Source organism: Nonomuraea insulae, from assembly GCF_042656245.1.
Window position 1 is genome coordinate 73,904 of the sequence record NZ_JBHSPA010000005.1, and the last position, 24,094, is coordinate 97,997.

The 24,094-nt window shown below is 66.6% G+C and carries 29 protein-coding genes and 1 tRNA gene; 19 read left to right on the top strand and 11 right to left on the bottom strand.

The features are described 5' to 3' along the window. Positions 1-2 precede the first annotated feature (2 nt). Positions 3-455, top strand: a complete 453-nt coding sequence (locus tag ACFPZ3_RS02255; RefSeq protein WP_379512219.1) for an ATP-binding protein — start codon at positions 3-5, stop codon at positions 453-455. Between the two features lie 403 nt (positions 456-858). Here ACFPZ3_RS02255 and phoU read toward each other — a convergent pair whose 3' ends face one another. Beyond that, positions 859-1,503 (bottom strand): phosphate signaling complex protein PhoU, encoded by a 645-nt coding sequence (phoU, locus tag ACFPZ3_RS02260; RefSeq protein ID WP_379512220.1) that lies wholly within the window; start codon positions 1,501-1,503, stop codon positions 859-861. A 133-nt stretch (positions 1,504-1,636) separates the two neighbouring features. Here phoU and ACFPZ3_RS02265 point away from each other — a divergent pair, with 133 nt between their 5' ends. Further along, a complete protein-coding gene (locus ACFPZ3_RS02265) occupies positions 1,637-2,812 on the top strand; it encodes a sensor histidine kinase (RefSeq protein ID WP_379512309.1) in 1,176 nt (391 codons plus the stop codon). Positions 2,813-2,866: 54 nt separating this feature from the next. After that, the gene (locus ACFPZ3_RS02270) at positions 2,867-3,559 is read left to right on the top strand and encodes a response regulator (protein ID WP_379512221.1); all 693 of its coding nucleotides are present in this window, start codon (positions 2,867-2,869) and stop codon (positions 3,557-3,559) included. Positions 3,560-3,600: 41 nt separating this feature from the next. Here ACFPZ3_RS02270 and ACFPZ3_RS02275 read toward each other — a convergent pair whose 3' ends face one another. Further along, positions 3,601-4,254 (bottom strand): copper chaperone PCu(A)C, encoded by a 654-nt coding sequence (locus ACFPZ3_RS02275; protein WP_379512222.1) that lies wholly within the window; start codon positions 4,252-4,254, stop codon positions 3,601-3,603. A 179-nt stretch (positions 4,255-4,433) separates the two neighbouring features. Between ACFPZ3_RS02275 and ACFPZ3_RS02280 the strand changes: the two genes are divergently transcribed. The 4 genes from ACFPZ3_RS02280 to ACFPZ3_RS02295 all read left to right on the top strand — a co-directional run bounded on the left by ACFPZ3_RS02280 (position 4,434) and on the right by ACFPZ3_RS02295 (position 6,241). Further along, a complete protein-coding gene (locus ACFPZ3_RS02280) occupies positions 4,434-4,916 on the top strand; it encodes a CarD family transcriptional regulator (RefSeq protein WP_043624891.1) in 483 nt (160 codons plus the stop codon). A 17-nt stretch (positions 4,917-4,933) separates the two neighbouring features. Next, the gene (gene ispF, locus ACFPZ3_RS02285) at positions 4,934-5,404 is read left to right on the top strand and encodes a 2-C-methyl-D-erythritol 2,4-cyclodiphosphate synthase (protein WP_379512223.1); all 471 of its coding nucleotides are present in this window, start codon (positions 4,934-4,936) and stop codon (positions 5,402-5,404) included. A 182-nt stretch (positions 5,405-5,586) separates the two neighbouring features. Further along, positions 5,587-5,874, top strand: a complete 288-nt coding sequence (locus ACFPZ3_RS02290) for a GlsB/YeaQ/YmgE family stress response membrane protein (RefSeq protein ID WP_379512224.1) — start codon at positions 5,587-5,589, stop codon at positions 5,872-5,874. A gap of 97 nt (positions 5,875-5,971) precedes the next feature. Next, positions 5,972-6,241: a GlsB/YeaQ/YmgE family stress response membrane protein gene (locus ACFPZ3_RS02295; protein ID WP_379512225.1), complete on the top strand. Its 270-nt coding sequence runs from the start codon at positions 5,972-5,974 to the stop codon at positions 6,239-6,241. Between the two features lie 61 nt (positions 6,242-6,302). Here the strand turns inward: ACFPZ3_RS02295 and ACFPZ3_RS02300 are convergent, their stop codons facing one another. Beyond that, positions 6,303-7,121 (bottom strand): hypothetical protein, encoded by an 819-nt coding sequence (locus ACFPZ3_RS02300; protein ID WP_379512226.1) that lies wholly within the window; start codon positions 7,119-7,121, stop codon positions 6,303-6,305. Positions 7,122-7,209: 88 nt separating this feature from the next. Between ACFPZ3_RS02300 and ACFPZ3_RS02305 the strand changes: the two genes are divergently transcribed. From ACFPZ3_RS02305 to ACFPZ3_RS02325, 5 genes are all read left to right on the top strand, one after another. Then, a complete protein-coding gene (locus ACFPZ3_RS02305; protein WP_379512227.1) occupies positions 7,210-7,596 on the top strand; it encodes a PPOX class F420-dependent oxidoreductase in 387 nt (128 codons plus the stop codon). Between the two features lie 43 nt (positions 7,597-7,639). Then, the gene (gene cysS / locus ACFPZ3_RS02310; RefSeq protein ID WP_379512228.1) at positions 7,640-9,031 is read left to right on the top strand and encodes a cysteine--tRNA ligase; all 1,392 of its coding nucleotides are present in this window, start codon (positions 7,640-7,642) and stop codon (positions 9,029-9,031) included. A 62-nt stretch (positions 9,032-9,093) separates the two neighbouring features. Beyond that, positions 9,094-10,056: a 23S rRNA (guanosine(2251)-2'-O)-methyltransferase RlmB gene (gene rlmB, locus ACFPZ3_RS02315; protein ID WP_379512229.1), complete on the top strand. Its 963-nt coding sequence runs from the start codon at positions 9,094-9,096 to the stop codon at positions 10,054-10,056. A gap of 20 nt (positions 10,057-10,076) precedes the next feature. Next, positions 10,077-10,149: transfer RNA gene (locus tag ACFPZ3_RS02320), tRNA-Thr, on the top strand. Between the two features lie 443 nt (positions 10,150-10,592). Continuing rightward, a complete protein-coding gene (locus ACFPZ3_RS02325) occupies positions 10,593-11,666 on the top strand; it encodes a Fic family protein (protein WP_379512230.1) in 1,074 nt (357 codons plus the stop codon). On the opposite strand, the gene ACFPZ3_RS02330 is transcribed toward ACFPZ3_RS02325, so the two are convergent. Then, positions 11,663-12,394 (bottom strand): site-specific integrase, encoded by a 732-nt coding sequence (locus ACFPZ3_RS02330; protein ID WP_379512231.1) that lies wholly within the window; start codon positions 12,392-12,394, stop codon positions 11,663-11,665. The two genes, ACFPZ3_RS02325 and ACFPZ3_RS02330, sit on opposite strands and share 4 nt — an antisense overlap. Before the next feature lie 787 nt (positions 12,395-13,181). Then, positions 13,182-13,826 carry a hypothetical protein gene (locus ACFPZ3_RS02335; RefSeq protein WP_379512232.1) on the bottom strand — a complete coding sequence of 215 codons (645 nt, stop codon included), beginning with the start codon at positions 13,824-13,826 and terminating at the stop codon, positions 13,182-13,184. 489 nt (positions 13,827-14,315) lie between these two features. On the opposite strand from ACFPZ3_RS02335, the gene ACFPZ3_RS02340 reads away from it, so the two are divergent. Beyond that, positions 14,316-14,816 (top strand): DUF3592 domain-containing protein, encoded by a 501-nt coding sequence (locus tag ACFPZ3_RS02340; protein WP_379512233.1) that lies wholly within the window; start codon positions 14,316-14,318, stop codon positions 14,814-14,816. Positions 14,817-15,160: 344 nt separating this feature from the next. Here the strand turns inward: ACFPZ3_RS02340 and ACFPZ3_RS02345 are convergent, their stop codons facing one another. Then, complete coding sequence (locus ACFPZ3_RS02345) at positions 15,161-15,661, bottom strand: GNAT family N-acetyltransferase (RefSeq protein WP_379512234.1); 501 nt, start codon at positions 15,659-15,661, stop codon at positions 15,161-15,163. A gap of 157 nt (positions 15,662-15,818) precedes the next feature. Between ACFPZ3_RS02345 and ACFPZ3_RS02350 the strand changes: the two genes are divergently transcribed. After that, on the top strand, positions 15,819-16,307 hold the full coding sequence (locus tag ACFPZ3_RS02350; protein WP_379512235.1) for a phospholipase A2: 489 nt from the start codon (positions 15,819-15,821) through the stop codon (positions 16,305-16,307). 29 nt (positions 16,308-16,336) lie between these two features. Here ACFPZ3_RS02350 and ACFPZ3_RS02355 read toward each other — a convergent pair whose 3' ends face one another. From ACFPZ3_RS02355 to ACFPZ3_RS02375, 5 genes are all read right to left on the bottom strand, one after another. Further along, positions 16,337-16,918 (bottom strand): hypothetical protein, encoded by a 582-nt coding sequence (locus ACFPZ3_RS02355; RefSeq protein WP_379512236.1) that lies wholly within the window; start codon positions 16,916-16,918, stop codon positions 16,337-16,339. A gap of 54 nt (positions 16,919-16,972) precedes the next feature. Further along, positions 16,973-17,668 (bottom strand): DUF998 domain-containing protein, encoded by a 696-nt coding sequence (locus ACFPZ3_RS02360; RefSeq protein WP_379512237.1) that lies wholly within the window; start codon positions 17,666-17,668, stop codon positions 16,973-16,975. A 56-nt stretch (positions 17,669-17,724) separates the two neighbouring features. Then, positions 17,725-18,312: a hypothetical protein gene (locus ACFPZ3_RS02365; RefSeq protein ID WP_379512238.1), complete on the bottom strand. Its 588-nt coding sequence runs from the start codon at positions 18,310-18,312 to the stop codon at positions 17,725-17,727. A 100-nt stretch (positions 18,313-18,412) separates the two neighbouring features. Continuing rightward, positions 18,413-19,018 (bottom strand): O-methyltransferase, encoded by a 606-nt coding sequence (locus tag ACFPZ3_RS02370; RefSeq protein ID WP_379512239.1) that lies wholly within the window; start codon positions 19,016-19,018, stop codon positions 18,413-18,415. 141 nt (positions 19,019-19,159) lie between these two features. Further along, positions 19,160-20,356: an extracellular catalytic domain type 1 short-chain-length polyhydroxyalkanoate depolymerase gene (locus tag ACFPZ3_RS02375; protein WP_379512240.1), complete on the bottom strand. Its 1,197-nt coding sequence runs from the start codon at positions 20,354-20,356 to the stop codon at positions 19,160-19,162. A 164-nt stretch (positions 20,357-20,520) separates the two neighbouring features. Between ACFPZ3_RS02375 and ACFPZ3_RS02380 the strand changes: the two genes are divergently transcribed. From ACFPZ3_RS02380 to ACFPZ3_RS02400, 5 genes are all read left to right on the top strand, one after another. Beyond that, positions 20,521-20,916, top strand: coding sequence for a hypothetical protein (locus tag ACFPZ3_RS02380; RefSeq protein ID WP_379512241.1), 396 nt, complete (start codon positions 20,521-20,523; stop codon positions 20,914-20,916). Between the two features lie 123 nt (positions 20,917-21,039). Beyond that, entirely contained in the window at positions 21,040-21,396 is a 357-nt protein-coding gene (locus ACFPZ3_RS02385) for a YciI family protein (protein WP_379512242.1), read from the top strand. 6 nt (positions 21,397-21,402) lie between these two features. Next, entirely contained in the window at positions 21,403-22,596 is a 1,194-nt protein-coding gene (locus ACFPZ3_RS02390) for an RNA polymerase sigma factor (RefSeq protein WP_379512243.1), read from the top strand. 13 nt (positions 22,597-22,609) lie between these two features. After that, on the top strand, positions 22,610-23,140 hold the full coding sequence (locus ACFPZ3_RS02395) for an SRPBCC domain-containing protein (protein WP_379512244.1): 531 nt from the start codon (positions 22,610-22,612) through the stop codon (positions 23,138-23,140). 96 nt (positions 23,141-23,236) lie between these two features. Beyond that, on the top strand, positions 23,237-24,091 hold the full coding sequence (locus ACFPZ3_RS02400; protein WP_379512245.1) for a DUF817 domain-containing protein: 855 nt from the start codon (positions 23,237-23,239) through the stop codon (positions 24,089-24,091). Positions 24,092-24,094: the final 3 nt, after the last annotated feature.

Here is a 24,094-nt window from a genome sequence, read left to right on the forward strand (position 1 = left end):
CCGTGCAATTGCAGGAAACCCGCCCGCCGATCACGGCGCGGTTGATTTCGGCGGTCACGTTTCATCGCAACGCCAGGGCACCGTATCTGGGACGGCATGCTCTGGCGGAATGGATCGGGACAGATGACCCGCTGCTGCCAGATGTCCTGCAGGTGGCCAGCGAACTGCTCACCAACGCCTACGTGCATCCGGCCGACGGCCTGGGCCGTGAGTCGCTGCTGCTGCGCCTCAGCAGGGGCGAGACGTTCTTCTTGCTGGAGGTCATCGATCCCGGGACCCAGCCGCCCTGCGCGCTTCCGCAGCCTGAGCCGCAGAGCCCCTCCATGCGGGAGACTGGTCGAGGCCTGGGCATCGTGGCCGAGTGCACTGCCACCTGGGGCACCTACACCACCGAATCCGGACGTCGTAACGTGTGGGCTGTGCTGGGCGATGCTCCGGCCGATGGTGCTTGCTGAGCCTTCCGTACCAGGTCTTCGCCTCGGAACCGACGGTCACCATGCACCGCCATCGTGTCACCGTCGGCCTTGTGAGCTCTGGAAGCGCTGTCCGGCCTCGGCCGGTCGTAGGTCAATGGGTGGCGCCTTATGGCTCCGCCAAGGCCATTTCCGTTACGTGGCCCAGGGCCGGGGAGCGGGAGGGGCCGGCAGGCCCCTCGCCGGGGGTGTGGGGGGCTGTGCCCCCCACTGGGCGCTGCCTGAGCCCGTCGCGCGTAGCGCGCCTTATTGGGAAGTCCTTGCAGTTGAAGCCGGGGGTGTGGGGGGCTGTGCCCCCCACAGGGCGCTGTCTGGAGCCCCTGTCGCGCGTAGCGCGCCTCTGCGCGGAAGTCCGAGCAGTTCGCGCCGGCGCCCCACGGGCTTGTCAGCTTGGGCGAGCCCCGGTGACCAGGTAGACGACATCCTGCGCCACCCGTACCGCATGATCGGCGTATCGCTCGTAGTACCGCCCCACCAACGTGATGTCGATGGCCGGCTCCACCCCATGCTGCCAATCCTTGGCCAGGATGTTCCTGAACAGCCTCCGATGCAGCCGATCCATCGCATCGTCGTCCGCTTCGAGCTCCATCGCCGAGTCCACGTCCCGTGAAGCCACGCAACTCCCGGCCTTGGTGACCAGGTTCTCGGCGATCTGCCCCATCTCGAGGATCGTGGAGCGCAACGCGGGCGGGATGGCCGAGTCGGGGTGGCGGAGGCGGGCGACCTTGGCGACGTGGACGGCGAGGTCGCCCATACGCTCAAGGTCGGTGCCCATGCGCAGCGCCCCGATGACCATTCGCAGGTCCACCGCGACCGGCTGCTGCCTGGCCATCAGCTCGAAGATCGACGTCTCGATGTCGGCGAACGTCGCGTTCACTTCCTCGTCCCGGGAAATGACACTCTCGGCGAGCTGCAGGTCGGCGTCGAGGAGGGCAGTGGTGGCTCGGGAGATGGCCGAGCGGACAAGGCGGGTCATCTCAACCAGCTTGTCGGTCAGCGTATCTAGTTCTTCATGGAACGCGTCGCGCATGCCGTCACCGTACGTGCCTGTCGATGAACGAACCCCAACAGCAAGATGAACTTTCCAGGAAAGGGTCGTTCATCCCCTGATGAGAGGGTCTGTCCCTGCAGAAACGCCACCTACCATCGGAGGCATGAGTGAGATGGCCATGAGCTTCGCGGCCCTGGCCGGGTTCGTGGTGGGCGCCCTGGCGGTCCTGTTCTATCGGAACCAGATCGAGGCACCGCCCCGTACCGCCGCGACCGATGGCGTGGAGACCGGTGCGGCACTGCCACAGGGGGTCGCCTCCGTGCTGGCCGTGCTGCCTTCGTCCGCCGTGGTCCTTGACGCCCACGACCGCGTCCTGCGCGCCAGTTCGGCCGCACGGGCGTTCGGGCTGGTCAAGGGCGACCGCCTGATGGCCGCGGAACTGCTCGCCCTGGCGAGGCAGGTACGCCGCGACGGCGAGATCCGTGAGAGCGAGATCGACGTCGCCGGGCACAAGTTCGGCCAGGAGACCACGAACTTCGCCGTCCGCGTGGCGCCCCTCGGCTCCTACGGCCAGGTGCTCGTACTCGCGGAGGACCAGACCGAGCGGCGCCGGGTCGAGGCGGTACGCCGAGACTTCGTCGCCAACGTCAGCCACGAGCTGAAAACCCCGGTGGGCGCCATGAGCCTGCTGGCCGAGACCATCCAGGACGCCGCCGACGACCCCGAGGCGGTCAGCCGCTTCTCCGGGCGCATGCAGCACGAGGCGGCCCGGCTCAACTACCTCATCCAAGATCTGATCACGCTCAGCAGGATCCAGGGCGCCGAGCCCATTCCCACGCCTGGCCAGGTCTCGATCGACGAGTCCATCAACGACGCCATTGACCACTGCAACACCAGGGCCGTCGCCAAGGACATCACACTGGTGTCCGGCGGCACCGAGGGCCTGCGTATCTGGGGCGACGACGAACTGCTCGTCACCGCCCTGCGCAACCTGATCGACAACGCGGTCGCCTACAGCCCCGAGCACACGAGGGTCGTCGTCAGCGTGCGGCCCGCGGGCGACTCCGTCGAGATCAGCGTCAGCGACCAGGGCATCGGCATCCCAGAGGAGGCGCTGGAGCGCATCTTCGAGCGCTTCTTCCGCGTCGACGCGGCCCGATCGCGCGCCACCGGCGGCACCGGGCTCGGCCTCGCCATCGTCAAGCACGTCGCCGCCGCGCACGCGGGCGAGGTGTCCGTCTGGAGCAAGGAAGGGTCCGGCTCCACCTTCACGCTCCGCCTGCCCGCGTTCGGCGGGACGGCGGTGGCAGTACCACCCTCGACTCCCCTGGAGGCAGTTCGTGACTGAGCGAAGCGAAGCAACCATCGGATACAGCACCCTCAGGGGCATGAAGGAGAACTCATGACCCGGGTACTCGTGGTGGAGGACGAGGAGTCCTTCTCCGACGCCCTTTCCTACATGCTGCGCAAGGAAGGCTTCGAGGTGTCCGTCGCGGCGACCGGGCCCGAGGCGCTCGACACGTTCGACCGCAACGGTGCCGATCTGGTGCTGCTCGACCTGATGTTGCCGGGCCTGCCCGGTACGGAGGTGTGCCGCTCCCTCAGGCAGCGCTCCAAGGTGCCGGTCATCATGCTGACGGCCAAGGACAGCGAGATCGACAAGGTCGTGGGCCTCGAACTGGGCGCCGACGACTACGTCACCAAGCCGTTCTCCTCCCGCGAACTCGTCGCCCGCATCCGCGCGGTGCTGCGCCGCCAGGGCGACCTCATCGAGGAGCTGGAGACGGCCGTGCTGGCCGTAGGCCCGGTGCGCATGGACGTCGACCGCCACGTCGTCGCCGTGCGGGGCGAGGCGGTGCAGTTGCCGCTGAAGGAGTTCGAGCTGCTGGAGGTGCTGCTGCGCAACGCGGGGCGGGTCCTCACCAGGGGCCAGCTCATCGACCGCGTCTGGGGCGCCGACTACGTGGGCGACACCAAGACGCTGGACGTGCACGTCAAGCGCCTGCGCGCCAAGATCGAGGCCGACCCGTCCAACCCGCGCTGCATCCTCACGGTGCGCGGCCTGGGCTACAAGTTCGACGCCACGGAGGAATGAGAAGCCCCGGTACCGAATCGGTACCGGGGTCGCTCATGTCGTCAGTGAGCCTCTTCCGCGGGAGCGGACGGCGTCGGGGTGGGCGTGGGGGCCGCGGTGGCGTTGGGAGCCGGGGGGTATGCCTGGAACTCGCGGCTGCGCGTGACCACAGGGACGTTCATGGACACGATCCCGGCGTTGGCGAACTGGAGGTCCAGTTTGATGCTCTCGCCGCCCCTGAGGCTCTTGGGGATCGCCTCCAGGATGATCTGCGGCGTCGGCTTGCCGGTGCTGACGAGCTGGTTGCTCGGGAGCTGGATGGGGGCCGTGACCTTGACGGTGCCCATGTTGCCGGCGGAGACGGCCTGGAGGGTGTCGGGCGCGCCCGCGGTGTTGAGGATGTTCAGGTAGATCGGTACGGAGCCGCGCCAGGCGATCTGTGCTCCGGAGTCGGGGCCGAGGATGAACGCCTGCGGGATCTGAATGCCGCTGCTGTTCCCGTACTTACCGTTGAGGATCAGCGCCTGCGCCTCGTTCGGTGCGTACGGCTTGTTGGTGGTGGCGTCGAATCCTGCCCCGCAGCCCGCGAGCACGGGGGCTGCCAAGAACGCGGCGGCTACGACAATCCAGCGACGGCTGGTCACGGGCGGGTTCTCCTTGGTCTTGCGCAGGTGTCGCGCGTGCGTGATGGGCAGCGCCCACCATATCCACCCCAATGCAAGGTCATATCCGCACCCCCGCAGGTCATTCGCTATGTCCGGAAATGCGATTCATACAGTTGCGCGCTTGTCAAGCCCCAATATGCGGCCTTGACCTGCAGTTATGATGATTTCACTGTTCCGGGAGGCTGTGGATGCGTGGTACCCTGGAGTACAGCGGAAGGGGTACTTGTCACATGACTTTCCAGGTCGGCGACACTGTCGTCTACCCCCACCATGGGGCTGCTCGGATCGAAGCAATCACGAAGCGATCCATCAAGGGTGAGGAAAAGACCTACCTGGTGCTCAAGGTCGACAAGGGCGACCTTACCGTCCAGGTGCCAGCCGAAAACGCAGAACTCGTCGGTGTGCGCGATGTTGTCGGCCAGGAAGGCCTTGAACGGGTTTTCGATGTCCTTCGGATGCCGCACACGGAAGAGCCGACCAACTGGTCTCGTCGCTACAAGGCCAATCTGGAGAAGCTCGCCTCCGGCGATGTGAACAAGGTCGCCGAGGTGGTTCGCGACCTGTGGCGGAGGGACCGCGAGCGCGGCCTGTCCGCGGGCGAGAAGCGCATGCTCGCCAAGGCGCGCCAGATCCTGGTCAGTGAGTTGGCCCTGGCTGAGAAGACCAATGAGGACAAGGCTGAGGCCCTGCTCGACGAGGTTCTCAACTCCTGAACACGAATCTTCCACGGGTGGGCGTCGGAGTCGACGTCCACCCGTTCGCTTCTGCGGACTCGGGGCGCGACCTCAATCTCGCCGGCCTGCACTGGCCGGGCGAGATCGGGCTCGAAGGCCACTCCGACGGCGACGCCGTCGCGCACGCGGCCTGTGACGCGCTGCTGTCCGCCTCCGGCCTGGGCGATCTGGGCCTGCTGTTCGGCACCGCCGACCCGCGCTGGGCCGGCGCTTCCGGCACGGCCCTGCTTGAGGAGACCGCGCGCCAGGTGCGCGCCGCGGGCTTCGAGATCGGCAACGTGGCCGTACAGGTGGTGGGCAACCGGCCCAAGCTGGCGCCACGCCGTACAGAGGCCGAGAAGGCGCTCAGCGCGGCGCTCGGAGCGCCTGTGAGCGTCTCCGCCACCACCACCGACGGGCTCGGCCTGACCGGGCGTGGAGAGGGTCTGGCGGCCATCGCGACCGCGCTGGTGGTCAACCTTTCCTGACCGCCGGACGTCTTACGGAGGGATACGTGAGGGTGTCCCGGCGGGGCGTCGTCTGGCCCGCCGAAACCGGAGGCGGCGGTTCGTCACTGGCGCGGTACGGGCCGCCGCCTTCCCATGGGTAGTTTGCCTGTTCAGGGGGTATGTGTCCCGAAGACATGTGAACGTCTCGGGGGGAGCTACACATGATCGGCGCGATTGTTTCCGCGGTAGTCATCGGCGCGATCGTCGGTGCGCTGGCCCGGCTGCTGGTGCCCGGCAGGCAGAACATGTCCATCGGCCTGACCCTCATCGTCGGCATCGTGGCCGCCCTGATCGGCACGTTGATCGCGCAGGCGTTCGGCTGGGCCGACACGAGAGGCATCGACTGGATCGAGCACATACTCCAGCTCGTGCTCGCCGTCATCGGCGTGCTCCTTGTGACGCGGATGGGCATGGGGCGCGGTGGCCGATCCGGTAGAACCACGACCTGACCTGCCCGTACACCAAGACGGCGCATAATCGCCGTAGATCGGGTAGCCGACTCCTCGTGGGAGTGAACCGCTCGCCCCCACGAGGAGGTTTCATGTCATGACCATCGAATCCATCCTTGGCGCCATCGTGATTGGCGCCGTGATTGGCGCAATCGGTCGCCTGCTGCTTCCCGGTAGGCAGGCCATCGGGTGGATCCTCACCATCGTCGTCGGCATCGTGGCCGCTCTGCTGGGCACGCTGCTCGCTCAGGTCATGGGCGTGGAGACCACGTCCGGTATCGACTGGATCGAGCTGGTGATGCAGGTGGTGCTCGCGGTCGTCGGCGTGGGACTGGTCGCCGGGCTCCGGCGCGGGTCCAACGTCTGACGAAGGCGGATACAGGGGCCCGCCTGGGATTCTTCCCGGGCGGGCCCCTCCGTCTTGTCTGTCAGTCCTCCGGCGGGCGCGGGGTGCTGCGCAGACGTCCCGACGGGGCCGGGGTGTCGTCGCGGACGACCGGGTGCGGGGAGGTGTCCGCCATCTCCTCCCCCTGCTCCTCGGCGTCGGCCGCCTCCGGGCCGTGCTTCGGATCGGGTACGTCGTCGTCCTCCACCACGGGGTGCGGCTGCGTGTCGGCGTCCTCGTCCTCTTGGCGGGGGTGGACCAGGACGTCGCTCGGCTTGACCCGGTCACCCCAGCGGACGGGGTGCGTCACCGGCTCGGGCTCTGGTTCTGGCTCCGGTTCTGGCTTCTTGTCTTCCTGTACGGGCCACTCGGACACCTGGGTCGGCGCCGGCGTGGGCTCCGCCTGGGGCTGGGGACCGTGGAAGGGGACGATGTCCACCGCGCGTTCCTCGTCCCCGGCGCGGTCGGGGGCACGATGGGCGTGCACGTGCTTGATCAGCAGTAACCACAACCACAGCGCCAGGGCCAGCATCACCCAGGGCGCCAGGGCCACGCCGACGGCCGTCTCGCGTACGTCGAACACGAAGCGCACCGCCGTCGCCACGTTCACCGCCGCGGCCGCCACGATGAGCAGGACCAGCACGAACGCCGCCTGCACGCGTACGAGCATTCTGGCCGGGCGGAGCAGCAGCATGCCGATCAGCGCGATGAGCAGGAGCGCGTCGAAGGCCGCCGGATAGAGGAAGGCGAGGTCCTGCCTGGCCTCGCCGGCGAGGGCCAGCGCGCGCAGGTCGTCGAAGGAGAGCGCGCACGCGGCCGCGGTGAGGGCGGCGACCGCGAGCCCGGCGAGAGCGATGCCCACGCGTCGGAGCGTAGAGGGGGGAGTCACGTCCATGGCGGTTTCGAGCCTACAGAAGAATGAGGATCAAGACCGATCGAGGGAGACCTGTATGGCCGAGCTGTCCAAAGATGTCCGCCAACTCCTGGACGCGCCGAATTATGCGACGGTGACCAGCCTTAACCCCGATGGCGGTCCGCAGTCGTCGGTCGTGTGGGTGCGTACGGACGGTGACGACGTCCTGTTCTCGACCGTGAAGGGGCGCAGGAAGCCGCGCAACTTCGAGCGTGACCCGCGGCTGAGCCTGCTCGTCATCGACCCCGACAACCCCTACCGCTACGTGGAGGTACGCGGAAAGGTGAGCATGACTCCCGACCCCTCGGGAGCGCTCATCGAGGAGCTGTCGCAGAAGTACCGAGGGCTCCCATGGGAGGACAAGCCGGGCGTCGAGCGGCTCATCGTACGGATCGCGCCCGACAGCGTCTACTTGAGGAGCTGATTTATCGGCCTGATGACGGCTCTGAGGCGTTAGCCTTGCCTTCGTGAGCCTGCACATCTACGACACCAGTACGCGCGCCATCCGTGAATTCGTTCCGGTCGAAGCCGGCCGGGCGTCGATTTACCTGTGTGGGGCAACCGTGCAGGCTCCCCCGCATATCGGACATATCCGCTCAGGCGTGAATTTCGACGTGCTCAGGCGTTGGCTCGCACGTTCCGGATATGACGTGACGTTCTGCCGCAACGTCACCGACATCGACGACAAGATCATCAGGGTCTCCGCCGCGGAGAGCGTTCCCTGGTTCGTCGTGGCAGAGCGCAACCAGCGGGCCTTCACCTGGGCCTACGACACGCTGGGCTGCCTGCCGCCGACCGTCGAGCCGCGCGCCACGGGGCACGTACCCGAGATGATCACGCTGATGGAGCGGCTGATCTCGATCGGGCACGCCTACGCCTCCGGCGGCGACGTCTACTTCGACGTGCGCTCCTACGCCGACCGCTACGGCTCCCTGTCCAACCAGAAGCTGGACAACATGCGGGGCGCGGCCGACACCGACGACGAGTCGTGCAAGCGCGACCCCCGCGACTTCGCCCTGTGGAAGGGCGAGAAGCCGGGCGAGCCGACGTGGCCGACGCCGTGGGGTCCCGGCCGTCCCGGCTGGCACCTGGAGTGCTCGGCCATGGCGACGAAATACCTGGGCTCGACGTTCGACATCCACGGCGGCGGGATCGACCTGATCTTCCCGCACCACGAGAACGAGATCGCCCAGTCCCAGGCGGCCGGCGACGGGTTCGCGCGCTACTGGATGCACAACGGCATGCTCAAGATCGGCGCCGAGAAGATGAGCAAGTCGCTCGGCAACTCGCTGCTGATTCCCGAGATGGTGCAGAAAGTGCGCCCGGTGGAGCTGCGTTACTACCTGGCGGCGCCGCATTACCGCTCCTCCATCGACTACTCGGAAGAGGCGCTGCAGGAGGCCGCGGCGGCGTACCAGCGGATCGAGGGGTTCGTGACGCGGGCCGCCGAGGTCATCCACGACGTGGACGCCGACGCGCCGCTGCCCCAGGCGTTCGCCGACGCGCTCGACGACGACCTGGGCACGCCGCAGGCGCTGGCCGTCGTGCACGAGGTGGTGCGCGAGGGGAACGTGGCGCTCTCCCACGGCGACAAGGAAGCCGTGGCGCGACTGCTGGCCGAGACCCAGAACATGCTCGACGTGCTGGGCCTCGACCCGCGTTCGCCGCAGTGGCGCGGAGCCGGCTCCGACCTGACGCCGGTGGTGGACGCGCTGGTGGAGGTGGCCCTGGAGCAGCGCAAGGCGGCCAGGGAGCGCAAGGACTACGCGGCCGCGGACGCGATCAGGAACCAGCTCGCCGCCGCCGGGATCACGGTGGAGGACACCCCGCACGGGGCCCGCTGGGAGCTGTCCCGCTAGGTTCTTCGTCGAAGATCGCCGGGTGGGCTGAGGTGGCCGATGGCCCGAGTACCCTTGATGTCATGGCAGCAGGCGGTAGGGCATCGGGCAGGCCCGCGAAGAAGAAGGGCCCGGCCAAGGGCGCCGGAGGGCAAGGCCGCCGGTCGCTCGAGGGCCGGGGCGCGACCCCGCCTGCCGAGATGCGGCACTGGTACAAGGACAAGGCTCGCGGCGAGCGCGTCGCCCGGGAGGAGCGCGGAGGCGAGCGCCGTCCGGCTCCGTCCAGGCAGCGCCGCTCGGAAGACGCCCCCGAATACATCGGCGGCCGCAACCCGGTGCTGGAGGCCCTGCAGGCGGGCGTGCCGTCCAACGCCCTCTACGTCGCCCAGCGCGTCGACAACGACGACCGCGTGCGCGACTCCATCAGGGTCGCCACCGAGCGCGGCATCGCCCTGCTCGAAGTCAGCCGCGACAAACTCGACCGCCTGACGGAGGGCGCCGTCCACCAGGGCATAGCCCTGCAGATCCCGGCATACGACTACGCGCACCCGTCGGAGCTGGTGGAGCTCGCAGAAGACGCCGCCGAGGTGCCGCTGATCGTCGCCCTCGACTCCGTCACCGACCCACGCAACCTGGGCGCCATCGCCCGCTCCGCCACCGCGTTCGGCGCCCACGGCATGCTCATCCCCTCCCGCCGCTCAGCCGGCGTCACAGGCGGCGCCTGGAAGACCTCCGCGGGCACACTCGCGAACCTCCGCGTCGCCCGCGCCTCCAACCTCACGGCGGCGCTACGCGAATACCGGGAGGCCGGCCTCTTCGTGATCGGCCTCGACGGCGCCGGCGAAACCGACATCGGCGACGTCGACCTGCTGACCGAGCCACTGGTGGTCGTCGTGGGCTCAGAGGGCAAGGGGCTGTCGCGACTGGTGCGGGAGCATTGTGACGTGGTGACGCGCATCCCGATGCAGGCGGCGGCCGAGTCGCTGAACGCGGGGGTGGCGGCTGGGGTGGCGCTGTATGAAGTCGCTCGTCACAGGCGTCTCTAGCGTCTACACTGGTAGGCCGTGCCGACGTAGCTCAATCGGCAGAGCATCTGTCTTGTAAACAGAAGGTCAGGGGTTCGATTCCCCTCGTCGGCTCTACAACATGAAGCCCCTGAACTGGTGATTCCGGTTCAGGGGCTTCATGTTTGTCAGGACAAAGTTGAGATCTTGCTAACACGGTGGCTCCCGGGTGGCTCCCCGCGCCGACAGCTTTGGCGAAGATATCGGCCGCTGTGGCTGCCTGTTCGTGGATGACGTGGGCGTAGACGCGGAGCCTGATCGCCGGATCAGCATGGCCGAAGAGGGCCGCGACGACGTGTACGGAGACGCCCGCCACGTCCACCCGAGTGCCCAGGACGCCGCGCCTTTGAGCAGAGGCTCGTCGGCCAGCGCAGTGTCCGACACAGCATTGCATGCTGTGCGGAGCGGAGGACGACGTGGGGCTGCGGTGTGCCGGGGAGCGCCGAAGTTTGATTAGTTCAATTAGGTCTTAGGATGGCTTATCAAACTTCGGTTCTAGCGTCTACACAGGGGATTCAGTGGCAGGGAGAGGCCGCCCGAGTCGGGCTACAGTCTACGAACGACTCGACCGTGCGATCAAGGAACTCAACCAGCGCCTCGGTGGCCTACCCAGCCCTACCGAAGCCGAAGAGATCTGGTCCGATATATGGCACCTTGAGGCCCACCACTCCACCGCCCTTGAAGGTAACACCCTGGTACTCAAGGAAGTACAGGCACTGCTCGACCAAGGGCGAGCCGTGGGTGCCAAGCCCCTCCGCGAGTACAACGAAGTCAAAGGCTACGGCGACGCCGCCAAATGGGTCTACGGTCAAGCGCTGGAACCCGAGGTGTGGAATGACGGCCAACTCCTCAGCCTCAACGAGCTACGCCACATCCATCACACGGCCATGACCCCTGTCTGGGATGTCGACCCACACCCAGATGCCTCTGGCCGCGAAGGGCCGGGCAACTTTCGCGAACACGACATTCACCCCTTCGCGGAGGGGATGACGCCGCCTACCTGGACGCTCGTTGCCGGCGAAATTCAGGGATGGGTGGACGATGTCTGCATCCTAGGCAGGAAGCTAGAGGTCAAGGAGGACCTCGGCCACCCGCTATCAGAGGAACTCGCCAAGATCCACAACTCCTTTGAACGCATCCACCCCTTCATAGACGGCAACGGACGCACTGGTCGCCTCGTGCTCAACCTCATCCTGGTGCGTCTCGGCTATCCGCCGATCATTGTGCTCAAGAAGCAGCGCGAGAGCTACCTCACCGCCCTCCGCCGAGCTGATGCTGGCGACTACGGAGCATTGGGAGAACTCATCGCGCGTGCCATGGAAGACAACCTCAACCGTTTCATTGTCCCTAACGTGGCCGGCCCAGCCAGGCTTGTTCCGCTCGCTGCGTTGGTTGATGAGGAGTTCAGCATCCACGCTCTGCGCCAGGCAGCTCAGCGCGGCCGCCTCAACGCAGTACAGGGCACCGATGGCGTGTGGAGGTCCTCCCGCAAGTCGGTCGATGCATACCGAGCGTCGAAACATAAGCCGACCAAGCCGGCCAAGCCTAACCCCGCCGCGGACTCCTCGAGAGGGCCATCGCCCCTCTTTTAGCGGAGGTGGACGGGATGGCTTTCACCATCCGGTGCACCGAGCACGGCCGTAGCCTGCTGTTCTGCTTGCTCGCGATCTTGATACGAGGAAGCCACCTCTTTGGCGAAGATCTCGGCAGCTGTGGCGGCCTGCTCGCGGATGACGTGGGCATGGACGCGGAGGGTGATCGCCAGGTCGGCGTGGCCGAGTCGGGCCGCGACGACGTGGACGGGCACGCCGGCCAGGAGCAGCGTCGTCGCGTGGATGTGACGAAGGTCGTGCAGGCGAGCGTGGGGGAGTTGGGCTCGCGGATTCTGCTTGTTGTGGGTCTCGATGAGCTTGGGCATCAGGGAGCTGGGCGTATCCGGGAAGAGCGGGTCTCCCCAGCCGGTCGTGAAGACGTACGCGCCGCCGCCCTTCCAGGACTCGCCGAGCCTTAGGCGTTCCTCGTCCTGGCGGGCGCGGTGGGCCTTGAGGACCCGGACCGTGCTGGGGTCGAGAGACACGACGCGGGAGCGTCCGCTCTTGGTGGTGCCCTCGACTCGTTGGCGGTCGATCACGGCGGCGGTGCCGGTGATGTGGATCTGCGGCTTGTCCAGGTCCACGTCCGTCCAGCGGAGGTTGAGCAGTTCGCCGCGACGAGCGCCGGTGTAGGCGGCCAGGTGGAAGAAGGCGTACAGGCGGTGCTCCTGAGCTGTGGCGAGGAAGGCCCGGAGCTGGGCGGTTGCACCGAAGTCAGCGATGCTCATGACCTGAGCCAACCACTTTGGTGTGCTCGTGGCCTCTCAAGGCCCACCGACCCCGTACTGAGTGGATCAGGGTGGTAGTCGAAGTGAATCGCCCCGGGTTCGGTGGAGACTTGATCTCTTGAGAGGATCGAGCATGGCGGCAGAGTACGCGATGGATCTGTTGGAAGGGACCCGCTCGTCCAAGGCGTCATCGTCCAGCGTGAGGGTGGTCACCTTCTTTCCAGGCCAAGGGTCATGCTGAGGCCGTGACGATCGCTCACTTCGGTACTCACCGTTGGTGGCTGGGGCGATCGCTGCCGCGAACCGACTTCGTCGGTCCTTGCCACCGAGCTTGAGGGCTGAGGTCTGCTTTACAGCAACCAGTACAGCAACGACTCACTCAACCGAATGGCGGCCATCTACGCCTGCTGTTCAGAACGACCTGAAGGTGATCCACAAGCTGTCTGCCCTGCCCTTGTAAACAGAAGGTCAGGGGTTCGATTTCCTTCGTCGGCTCTGCAACCGGAAGGACCTTGAGCAGGCATTTCGCCGTCAGGGGCCTTCTGCTTTCCGATCGTCAACCGGTGTCTTCGGGAGCCACCGAGGGTTGTTTCCCCGGAGAGCGCTGGAGATGGCGTGCATTGCCGCGGCCCGGTCGCCTTCGAGTAGGTGTAACGGTGCCGTCGGATATCGGAACCGTCCAAACGTCTCAGCTGTTGATGACGATCGTCGGTCGGGACCGCTGGCTTCTTTCGCTGGCGCGAGGCGTGAGCGTTGTGTCAGCGCTTGGCGGGTCTGGGCTGATGCCTCATCCCTGGTCGGAGCCCATGAGAAGGCTGTGGAGATCCCAGCCCGTCGGAAGGGGCATGTCGACTGGATAGTCGATCACTTGGAGTGAGGCCTCGTCGTAGAGGCTGTACGTCGTTATGTCGTCGCCTTGGGCCACGATGAGAAGACGTGGCCCAAGCCGCCAGATCGCGTGTTGCCATCCCGAGTCGTCGTCCCAGCCCTCATCGATCGCGTTCGGTGGACCCAATCGTTCCGCGACAGTCCTGTGTCCGTCTTCCCAGACGCCTCTGAACCGGGCCCGATCGGCCGTGTGATCGATTTGCCAGACATCCGAAGGGATGTATTGCGGAAAATCGATCAGGTCGGGGTCTGGTTCGGGGGCCCAAATATCGTCAGGCTCGTACAAGAGCGCGAAGCCCACGGAGAATCCTCTTACGCGGGCGGTCTGGTCATTGGTGATGACTCCAACGCTCCACTCTCCCACGGGCACGATGGGCCACTCTTCGTCGTCGAGGATGAGCTTGGCGAGAGAGCCATCTTTCGGAAACGTCCATCCGGTTTGTTGCCAAGCTTGATCGAGCGCCTCGCGGTCCCATGGGCTCCTCGCGAGGCTGACGACAGCATCCACGAGGCCAAGATCGATGGGATTCCATGCCAATGCCATGACAGGTGTGACCTCCCGCAGATCGGTTCGACGGCTTGGGGCAAGCTATGGCCCATGTCGCCGGAGCTGCAAGCCCGATGGCCGAGTACGGAAGGACGAGCAGGTCAGTGGCAGCGCTCGTGGAAGGGGGGTATGCGACGGTTTCTCCGGCGTGAAGAAGGTGACCTGCAATACCGTGGCGGCGACGTACTACGACGTTGTCGGCAGGTTGGCGAGCTGATGCCGTGACAGTTCGGGTTCATGTACTGGCTTTCGAACTCGGGTGCGGTAAGGCCCGATCCCGCCGGCGGAACCCTTCGGCAGCGGTGAGCCGTTGTCAGGGCAAGGGGACGACGCGCAGGCACGGGGGTAGGGCGATTGGGCAGGAATGGAGGTCGCTCGAAGGCATCCGTGCGTGAGAAGCGGCGACACGAGGCGTCCCTGCGTAAGAGGCGGCCACAGGAGCGACGACGCCCGGCCGTATCAGGTGTGTCTGGTGTTGGGGATCGGTTGTCCGCGCGGAAGCGCTTCTTCTCCACGACCGGCCTTCTCGCGCTCCTTGCCCTGGTCGGGGCCGTCATCGTCGGGGACGCGGCGGTGCGGGACTATCAGGAGCTGCGCGTCATTCTGGAGCGCGGTGTGCCGGCGGAGGCCACCGTCATCGACGTGGACCGGCGGCGGCGTTCACTCGACGAGCCGAAGGTCAGGTTCGTCACCCGTGAGGGCGACTCGATCGAGGCATGGGTCGGCCTCCACAGATGGGACGGCGACGTGGAGATGGGCACCACCCGATCAGTGCTCTACGATCCGGCGGATCCGCAGGGCGGCGTTCTGGACCGGGAAGAGGGGTCCTTGTACTTGACCCATCAGTTCAGTGTTCTGGCCGTCTTTGTGCTCACGTTGTTCGCGGTGGGGTTGTGGTGGCCGGAAGCTTTCCAGACGGCGCGGGCCTGGATCGTCGCGCGGAACGAGAAGGTACGGGGCCGGCGTGGTGAAAAGGCAGCGCGTTGATGGCGAAGCCGACACTGATCTCGTTCCGAGGACCGCTGGCCGATGGTCAGGACGGGGACACGGGGTCCTGATGCCGCCTGGCCTGGAGGCTGCACAACTCGGCGTGGCGGCCGTTCAACGCCGTTGCTCGCGTACCCGTGCCGTGCCCTGACGGGAGGAAATTGGGGAGTCGGCGAGAAGGCGTTCAGCCGGCAGCGCTGGGTCTTCGCGAGCTGAGCGAGGTCGACGCGCGTTGCGAGCAGTGGTTCATCAGGCTTTCTGGGAGCCGCGCGGGCGGACGATCAAGAACTGGACGCTGAGTGTGGGCTCGATGGTGGTGCGCGCGGCTCCGCGTGTGAGGTGGCTCAAAGCTGCTGGTACATGATGTGCAGTCCGACGTAGCCGTGAACGGGATGGTGGAAACCTGCAGGAAGGGTGGTCATCACTTCGAAGCCGAGCGACTTCCACAGCGTCACTGCCCGGGTGTTCGTCTCCACAACGGCGTTGAACTGCATCGCTCGAAAGTTGTCCTTGCGTGCCTGCTCCAGGACATGTTCGCCGAGCGCCCGGCCAACTCCCCGGCCGGAGTGGCTCGGATCGACCATGAAGCTCGCGCTGGAGACATGTGCAGCGCCGCCACCGTGGTTGCGGACGCTGTTAGCTGTGCCCAGGACGGTCTCATCCGCGTCCACGGCGACGAAGGTGCGGCCCGGCGGCTTCGGGAACCACATCTGCCTGGCCTGGGATTCGGTGGTGCCCCGATCCCACGAGAACGTCTCACCGGCCCGCACGATGCCCTCCATGAACGCCCACATCCTGGGCCAGTCGTGCGGCATCGCCTCTCGAATCAGCATGGTCGCCAGCATGGGTCAACCAGATGGGGGCCGCAACTGAGTTTCGGACCATGAAGTGGCCAGGCCGAGCCCGAACTATCTGCTGCCTCGCGAATCGATCACGCGATCCACGGGACAGACCCTAAGACACACGTCATACGGCGGGATTCGCCGTCTTCCTGGCGAGCACATGGTCGGCGAAGCGCACGATGGCGAGTCGTCGCTCGTGGAGGGTGACGGTTTCCCAGATCCGGCGTTCGAGCCGAATGCTCTGCTCGTTCAGGCCGAGGTGCCGGGTCCATTGGCGGAGACGTTTGGGGAAGGGAAGGTAGTGCCCTTCGAGCGCGAACCATGCGATGTAGATCTGCTTGACCAGTCGTGCGGCAAGCGCTGGAATTTCAACTGGAACACCAACGGCTGCTCGGCGCCGAGCTTCACCCCCAAGGTCAGTACCTGGAACATTCTCTTCGCAGGACCCTGCGCCCGGCATGATTTCGGCTATCGCAATGTCAAGCCACTCTCCGGCAAGGACTGGAAGAAGAAGTACAAGAAGAGAACCGATCAGTCGTTCCTCAAGGACATGCAGAGGATATGCGACGGTTTGTCCGGCGTGAAGAAGGTGACCTGTAAGGCCGTGGCGGCGACGTATTTCACTGTTGTCGATGATTGGGCGAGTTGATGGGCGGGCAAGCGCGGAGCGCGAGCTGATCAGAGCTTGCCTTCGAGGAGTACGGTGCGGTGATCGGCCAGGTGGCGGGTGAATTCGGCGACGAATTCCGGGCGTAGCGGTGGCCAGTTCCAGAACATGAAGCCGAGATGGGCGAATACGAAGTAGTCATCGGCCCACTTCCAGAAGGTCGGCTCGACCGGCCGGCCGCAGGCTGGGCATGGAACGATGACGTCGCGCCCTTCGCCCCAGCCGTGTACGACCTCGCGGAAGGGCTCCCATGCCTCGTCGCTGAGTTCGAAGTCCTCGTCGAGGAGGTCGATCGTCGCCGAGCAGTGCGGGCACGTGACCGCCATGGGGTCGCCCTGTCCCGCGTCGAAGACGGTACGTCCGATGGTGATGTCGAGGCCGCCCTGCCACGGCACGCTCCAGCCGGACAGCCCCACCACCGCATCGGCGCCCGGGCCGGACGGGTATCCGAGATCGGCGCTCAGGACGCAGTCCGTGCGCTCGGCGGACACGACTCCTGAAGCGATCAGCCAGCTCCGAACGTCCGCCGCCAGAGTGCCCGCCTCCTGAGCTGACGCCTGAACATCCACGATCGCCTGAAACCGATCTCCCATGTTTTCTCCCTGTCCATCACCGCGGAATGATGTGGACCATACAGCCGTGAGCGCTCACGCCGGAGTCCGCCTGGCCAGCCGTACCGCCAGCAGGGTGAGGAAAACCCACCAGACGGTCACCGCGATCCGCTGGAAGAGCCCGCCGTAGGCGACCAGGGACGGATTCTGGGCGAACGCCATGTTGCACAGGACGAAGGCGGTCCCGAACGCCACCGCGCTGGCGGCCGAGTAGGCGGCCCACCCGAGCTCTCTCGTACGGGCGAACCGCACCGCGAACACCACGCAGGCGACGGGGATGGCGGCGAAGCCCACCAGCGAGATCAGGTCGTGCAACTCCGCGGGCAGGCCGCTGTACTCCTGCAGCAGGTCAGGGGTCCCCGGCGGATACCCACTCATCGGGTCGGTGGTGAAGATCCCCGCGCCGACCAGGTGGAGTCCCCAGACTCCCACCAGGGCCGGCCCCCAGAAACCCTTGAGCGCTCGCCGCAGCCCTACGGCGAGGGCGAGTGTCAGCAGGCCCGCCACGATGAAGGTGGCCGCCTGGATCCAGCCGTGTTCGCCCAGGGCGAGCGAGCTGACCGGGTGGCGCAGCGGGTCGTAGTGGGCGCGCACGGCGCCCTGGACGAGGAACGCGACGACGAACAGCGGTCCTGCGATCGCCCCGCACTGGAGTAACCGTTTCGTCGTCCGGTCATGGGGGTCCGCCATCGGGGCCCCGGGGGCGGGGCTGGGCGGTGTGATAGTGCGCATGCCTGTCAGGCTAGATTGACAGGCAATGCTTGTCAATCTAGCCTGACAGTGCGGATTCAGTGCGCGAGGCGGTCTCGAACCAGTCGCCGGCGCTCCGCGGACAGATGGCGGGCATCCATTGCCCTCTGCAAAAGGGCAGAGTCGAATCCATGCGTGCCCATGTGGTCGAGAAGAGGCTCATATCGATCAGGCCGATCTCGCAAAAGCTCTGTGGCCAGCCGAAGTTCCAGGCGAATCATAGGAACAAGATGAGAGCCACATGTGATCAGTACGTAGTGCTCCCACGGGCCACGGCCAACGTTTTCCATCGCGTCGGAGTCGACCTGCTCCTCGACGGTGCTGATCTCCACATCGACCCCGTTCACCTCGTACCTGGTGAAGTACTGCAGACTTTCGGGGATCCAGGATGCGGCGTAAAGGCAGGGAAATGATGAGAGCGCGGCAGCGAACGTGTCCACGTCTTCTCGTCGAGCTACCAAAAGGTCAATGTCCCCGGCAGGGAGATGGACACCTTGCAGAAGAGCGGCGCTTGTGCCGCCCAAGCGATATGTCATGTCGGCGCCCGCGGCTCTCAGGGCGGTGAGCACCGTGTCCAACGTCGTAGTTACGTCCAGCAGCCGCAGAGATGGTTCCCTGACACCCATAAGGATCAACGTATCAATCATGGAGGCGCGCACGGATAGACGTTTCGAGGTCTCGATTGAGCAACCGGTGCGCTTCCGCCGCTTGTCCCGTCTCTTCGCCTCAGCCGATTCTGCGGCCCGGTATTCGGCGTAGCGCGACCAGTTCGCCCTTGCCGACGTTGATGGTGGTGACGGTCAGACCTGGCTCCCGCCGGAGCAGGTTCTCCAGAGGGACGATCTCGTCGGGGTGGGAAAGGGCGTTGTCGGCCACGAGCACGCCTCCCTGGCGCAGAACCCGGTAGGGATGGGGCCACCAGGACGGGTACTCGGGGCGTTCGGCGTCGAGGAAGAGGAGGTCCACCGAGCCGTCCGGCATGTCCGCGAGCGCGGCGCCACCGTCGGCGACGCGGAACTCCACGTGATCGGCCAGGCCCGCCTCGGCCGTCGTGCGCCGGGCGTGCTCCTGAGCCTCGGCGTCGAGGTCGAGGCTGAGAACGTGCCCGCCGGCCGCGCGGGCCGCGTCGGCCAGCCACAGCGTGGACACGCCGCGGGAGGTGCCGATCTCCACGACGGTCCGCGCGCTGATGCTTTGGGCCAGGAACCACAGGAACTGTCCGGCGTCGGGCTCCAGAACCCGCCACCGGTCCAGTCTGTCCTGCTGGGCGGCGTCATGACGGGCCGCGGCCGCGTTCAGGGCTTCGATCGTCTTTCGTACCGTCGCGTCCACGGGTAGGAGTCTGCCCTACTGAGGACCTACACGTTCGGCTTCGACGGGGCCTGCACCGGAGTGTACGACCACGCGCACGCCTTCAGGCTCTGCGACGTCCTGTGTGCCGAGCGACGAGGGCCAGGGCCGTGACCTGCGGACTCAGCACTCGCTGTCCGCGAGCACCCAGTGGTTCGTACCGGTTTGCCGTAGGCCGTGGATGGTGTAGGTGTTCCACAGTCCCATCGGGTCGTTGGAGCCGTTGGCGTAGGTGTAGCCGCCGGACTGGTGGGCGCGGTTCGCGGTGGTGTGGGCGTAGTTGCTGGCCCGGACGCAGGTACCCGGTGCCGTGGGGGTCGGAGTCGGGGTGGGGGTGGGGGTCGGCGGGGCGCCGGCGTTCAGGCCGAAGAAGCCGGCGTCGTGGTACGCCGAGCAGATGGTGTCCAGGAAGTAGGCGGCCGTGGATCCGCACTGGTCGGGCCCGCTGCCCGGATCCACTGGCAGGCCGTGGCCCATTCCGGCGATCTCGTACAGCCGCACGTCGTCATTGCCGTAGACCGTCAGAGTGGTGCCGCCGGTGAGGGAGCGCGTGGCCGTCGGGGTCTGGGACACGCCGCGTACGTTGGTCCACTGGTCGCGGAGCTGCTTGCCGTTCGCGGGGACCACGGTGTAGTCCGACTGGCCCTGCCAGACCGCCACCCGCGGGTACGGGCCCGCGTAGCCGGGATGGGCGTCGCGTACCAGATCGCCCCACTGTTGCGGGGTTCGGTTGGTGGGACCGTACTGGCAGCTGGAAGCCTGTACCAGGCTGGTGGCGCATCGATAGGCCAGACCCGCGCCGATCGAACCGCCCGCGAAGACGTCCGGGTACGTGGCCAGCATGACGGCCGCCATGGCCCCGCCCGCCGAGAGCCCGCTGACGTAGATCCGCGCGGGATCGGAGCCGTAGGTGGCGACGGCGTGGGCGACCATGTTGCGGATCGAGGCCGCCTCGCCCTGGCCCCGCGTGGTGTCGCCGCTCTGGAACCAGTTGAAGCAGCCGGAGGAGTTGTTCGCACTGCCGGTCTGCGCCAGCACCAGGGCGAAGCCCCACAGGTCGGCGTACTTGCGCCAGCCGGAGTTGGTGAAGTAGCCGGTGGCGTTCTGGGTGCAGCCGTGCAGCAGGACGACCAGCGGACGGCCGCTCCCCAGTCCGTCGGGCTGGTAGGCGTACATGGTGAGATTGCCAGGATTGGTGCCGAACGAACCGACCTGGACCAGCGACGCCGCCCGCGCGGGCTGCTGAACCGACACGACCACCCACGGCAGGATGGCCAGCAGCAGGGCGGCGACGGTGCGTCTGAGGAGAGCGGCGGCCATAGAAGGGCTCCTTGCTTCTGGCACGACTCTTCTGAGCTGTTCAGCGCACGGTAGATGGCTGGAGACGCCCGGGACATGTCCACCCAGCACACTCTTCGCCGGAGGATTATGGATATCAGGTTGAGGCGATCAGCCCCCTCGGTAAGGTCCCAGAGGGTTTCCGTATGTCCGGCGAAGAGGCGGTAGTGGCGGCGATTCGGATGCTCACGTTCAGGGCGTGGCGTGAGCATCATCATTACTTGGGTCTCGAAGAGTTGCTCACGTCTCTCGAGCCCCTGATCGAGACCTACGAGTGGCGATTGACGATCGACTGGCTGATTCCTGCGATCGAGATGCCCGAGAACATATGGCTGTCGACGGACCAGGTCCTCCAATTGTTCGGGTCTCATCCACAGCTTGTGGATGGAGAGGCGGAGGGGCGCAGGGTCGGGTCATCGGCAACTGATGTTCGCCTTCGCGCCCTCGACAGTAGTTTGTGGGATGTCCAGACGGCGAGGCCGGACGTCGCGGTGCGGATCAGTGAGCTCTACCCGGACGCTGTTGAGCTCAAGGAGTGGTGAAGCGGCCTTGGACGCGGTCGAGGACGTTTTCCTGATTTTTTCCGCGGTGGTGTCGAATGGCATCGAGCGCGTTCGTAGCCAAGGTGAGAGACCTGCCGCCTGATCCTTTCCAAGGAGTTCGCCATGAAGCAGTACCTGCTCGCCGTACAGTTCGACGAAAGCGCGCCGTGGCCGTCCGAAGGGGAGCTGCAGGAGCAGCAGGCCCGGACGACCCAGGTCACCACCGAGATGCAGTCCGCCGGTTCGTGGGTGTTCGTCGGCGGCCTGCTGCCCTCGACCGCCACCACGGTCGTGCGCCCCGGCAACGGCACGACCACGATGACCGACGGCCCGTTCGCCGAGACGAAGGAGCAGCTCGGCGGGTTCTGGGTGGTCCGGTGCGACGACCTGGACCAGGCGCTGGCCTGGGCCGAGAAGTGCGCGCTGGCCTGCGGGTCCCCGATCGAGGTGCGCCCGTTCGTAGACGCGCAGGGGGGATGAGCGCGGATGGATCTGGACAGCGTCTACCGGGCGGAGTACGGCCGGTGCGTGGCCACGCTGACGCGCCTCCTCGGTGACATCGGGCTCGCCGAGGAGGCCGTGCAGGACGCGTTCGCGGTGGCCGTCCAGAAGTGGGACGAGCTGCCGCCCAACCCCGGCGCGTGGATCGTGACCACCGCCCGCAACCGGGCGATCGACCGCCTGCGCCGGGAGTCCACCCGCGAGGCCCGCCACGCGCAGGCGCTGCTGCTGTACCAACCCGACGAGCCGATGGAGGTGGGACCGGTGCGCGACGACCAGCTCCGCATGATCTTCACCTGCTGCCACCCGGCGCTGTCGCCGCTCGCGCAGACCGCGCTCACCCTGCGCCTGCTCGGCGGGCTGGAGGTGGCGGAGATCGCGCGGGCCTACCTGGTGCCGGAGGCGACCGTCTTCCAGCGGATCGTCCGGGCGAAGAAGAAGATCCGCGACGCCGGCATCCCCTACCGGGTGCCCGGCGACGCCGAGCTCCCCGATCGGCTGGCCTCGGTGCTCACCGTGCTCTACCTGGTCTTCAACGAGGGATACACCTCGACCTCCGGGGAGCTGCTGCGGACGGACCTGTGCCTGGAGGCGGTTCGCCTGGCCAGGGCACTGGCCGAGCTGATGCCCGACGAGCCGGAGGTGATCGGGCTGCTGGCGCTGCTCCTGCTCACCGAGGCCCGGCGGCCGGCGCGGGTGGGGCCTTCGGGTGAGCTGGTGGTGCTCGCCGAGCAGGACCGGTCGTTGTGGAACCGGGAGCTGATCGCCGAAGGACATGATCTGGTACGCCGGTGCCTGCGCCGTGCTCAGCCGGGGCCGTACCAGTTGCAGGCCGCGATCAACGCCGTGCACACAGACGGGCCGGCGACCGACTGGGCGCAGGTGCTGGCTCTACGACCAGCTGCTGCGGCACGCCCCGACCCCGATCGTGGCGCTCAACCGCGCGGTCGCCGTCGCCGAGGTGCACGGACCGGCACTGGCGCTGGCCGCCGTCGACGAGCTGGACCTGCCGGGCTACCACCTGCTGCCCGCCACCCGCGCGGACCTGCTCACCCGCCTCGGCCGTACCGCCGAGGCCGTCGCCGCCTACGACGAGGCGATCACCCTGGCCACGAACGACACCGAACGAGCCTTCCTGCGGACGCGCCGGGCGAGCCTGGGGAAGGAGTCCCGAGATGAGAGGACCAGGACCATGCACGCCGCGGACCAGGAGTCCCGAGATGAGAGGACGAGGAGCGTGCACGTCGTGGACCAGGAGAACGTGAGCGCCACTCTGACTGTCGCCGTGCCCGCCGCGAGGGTGTTCGCCGTGCTGGCGGACCCGACGGCCCATGCCGCGATCGATGGCACCGGCTGGGTCCAGGAATCGGTCAACCAGGCGCCGCTGACCGAGGTGGGGCAGCTTTTCCGGATGGACATGCATCACGCCAACCATCCGAACGGTGACTACCGGGTGGTCAACAGGGTCCAGGTGCTCGACCCGCCGCACGCCATCGCCTGGCTGACGGGGTATGAGAAGGACGACGGTCAGCTGGAGTTCGGGGGCTGGATCTGGCGTTACGACCTCGCGCCGCTCGGTCCGTCCGAGACCGAGGTCACGCTCACCTACGACTGGTCGGCGGTGCCGCAGGCCATCCGGGAGTACCTCCGGTTCCCGCCGTTCGGGCCCGAGCATCTCATCAACTCGCTGCACCACCTGGCCGAGCTCGTTTCCGGCGGATGACGTCTTTCCCTCGCATGGTGAATGTCGCGAATATCTGCACTCAACCTCCCCAAAATCCGAGGGACTTCAGGGCGGTACGCGAGGTCGAATAAGGGCGTGAGGTTCTTTGTCGCCCAGATGCTTCGCTTCGCGTGGGCCGAGACCAGGTCGTGTGCGTTCGCGGTCGCGATGTTCGCCGGACTGGCCGCTTCGTCGGTGCTGCCGTTGCCGATTCCGCGGTATGACGCGCTGCTGGTCTATGCCGTGGCCGTGACGGTGACCTTTCGCGCGCTGCGGTGGGAGAGCAGTCAGGAGATCGCCATCATCGCCGGGTTTCACCTGGTCGGGCTGGCCTTCGAGATGGTCAAGGTGCGGCTCGGGTCGTGGAGTTATCCGGAGGATGCCTACAGCAAGTTCGGTGGGGTGCCGTTGTACAGCGGGTTCCTCTACGCGGCGGTGGGGAGTTATGTCTGCGCGGCATGGCGGATCTTCTCGTTGCGTCTGGTGGCCTTTCGTACGGTGCCGGTGACGCTGGTGGCGCTGGCGATTTACGCGAACTTCGTCAGTCAGCATTGGTGGATCGATCTGCGGATTCCGCTGGCCCTCGTGCTCATCCTGGTCACCTGGGGAACGGTGGTGCACTTCACCGTGGGCGAGCATCGTTATCAGATGCCACTGGCGTTGTCGCTGACGCTTATCGGGTTCTTTCTGTGGGTGGCGGAGAATATCGCGACCTATCTCGGGGCCTGGCAGTACCCGTACCAGAGGGGGACCTGGCAGTTGGTTCATCCCGCCAAGTTCGGGGCCTGGGCGTTGCTGGTCAGCGTCACGTTCGTGATGGTCGCCGCCTGGCAGGCGCGCCGGGGGCGGTTGCACCTGCCGGCCGCCTCCAAGGCGTGCTCACGTGGCTGGGCGTTGCCGGTGCGCCGGGTTCCGGCTCAGATTCCGGGGGCATCTCCAATGGCGGAGTGACAG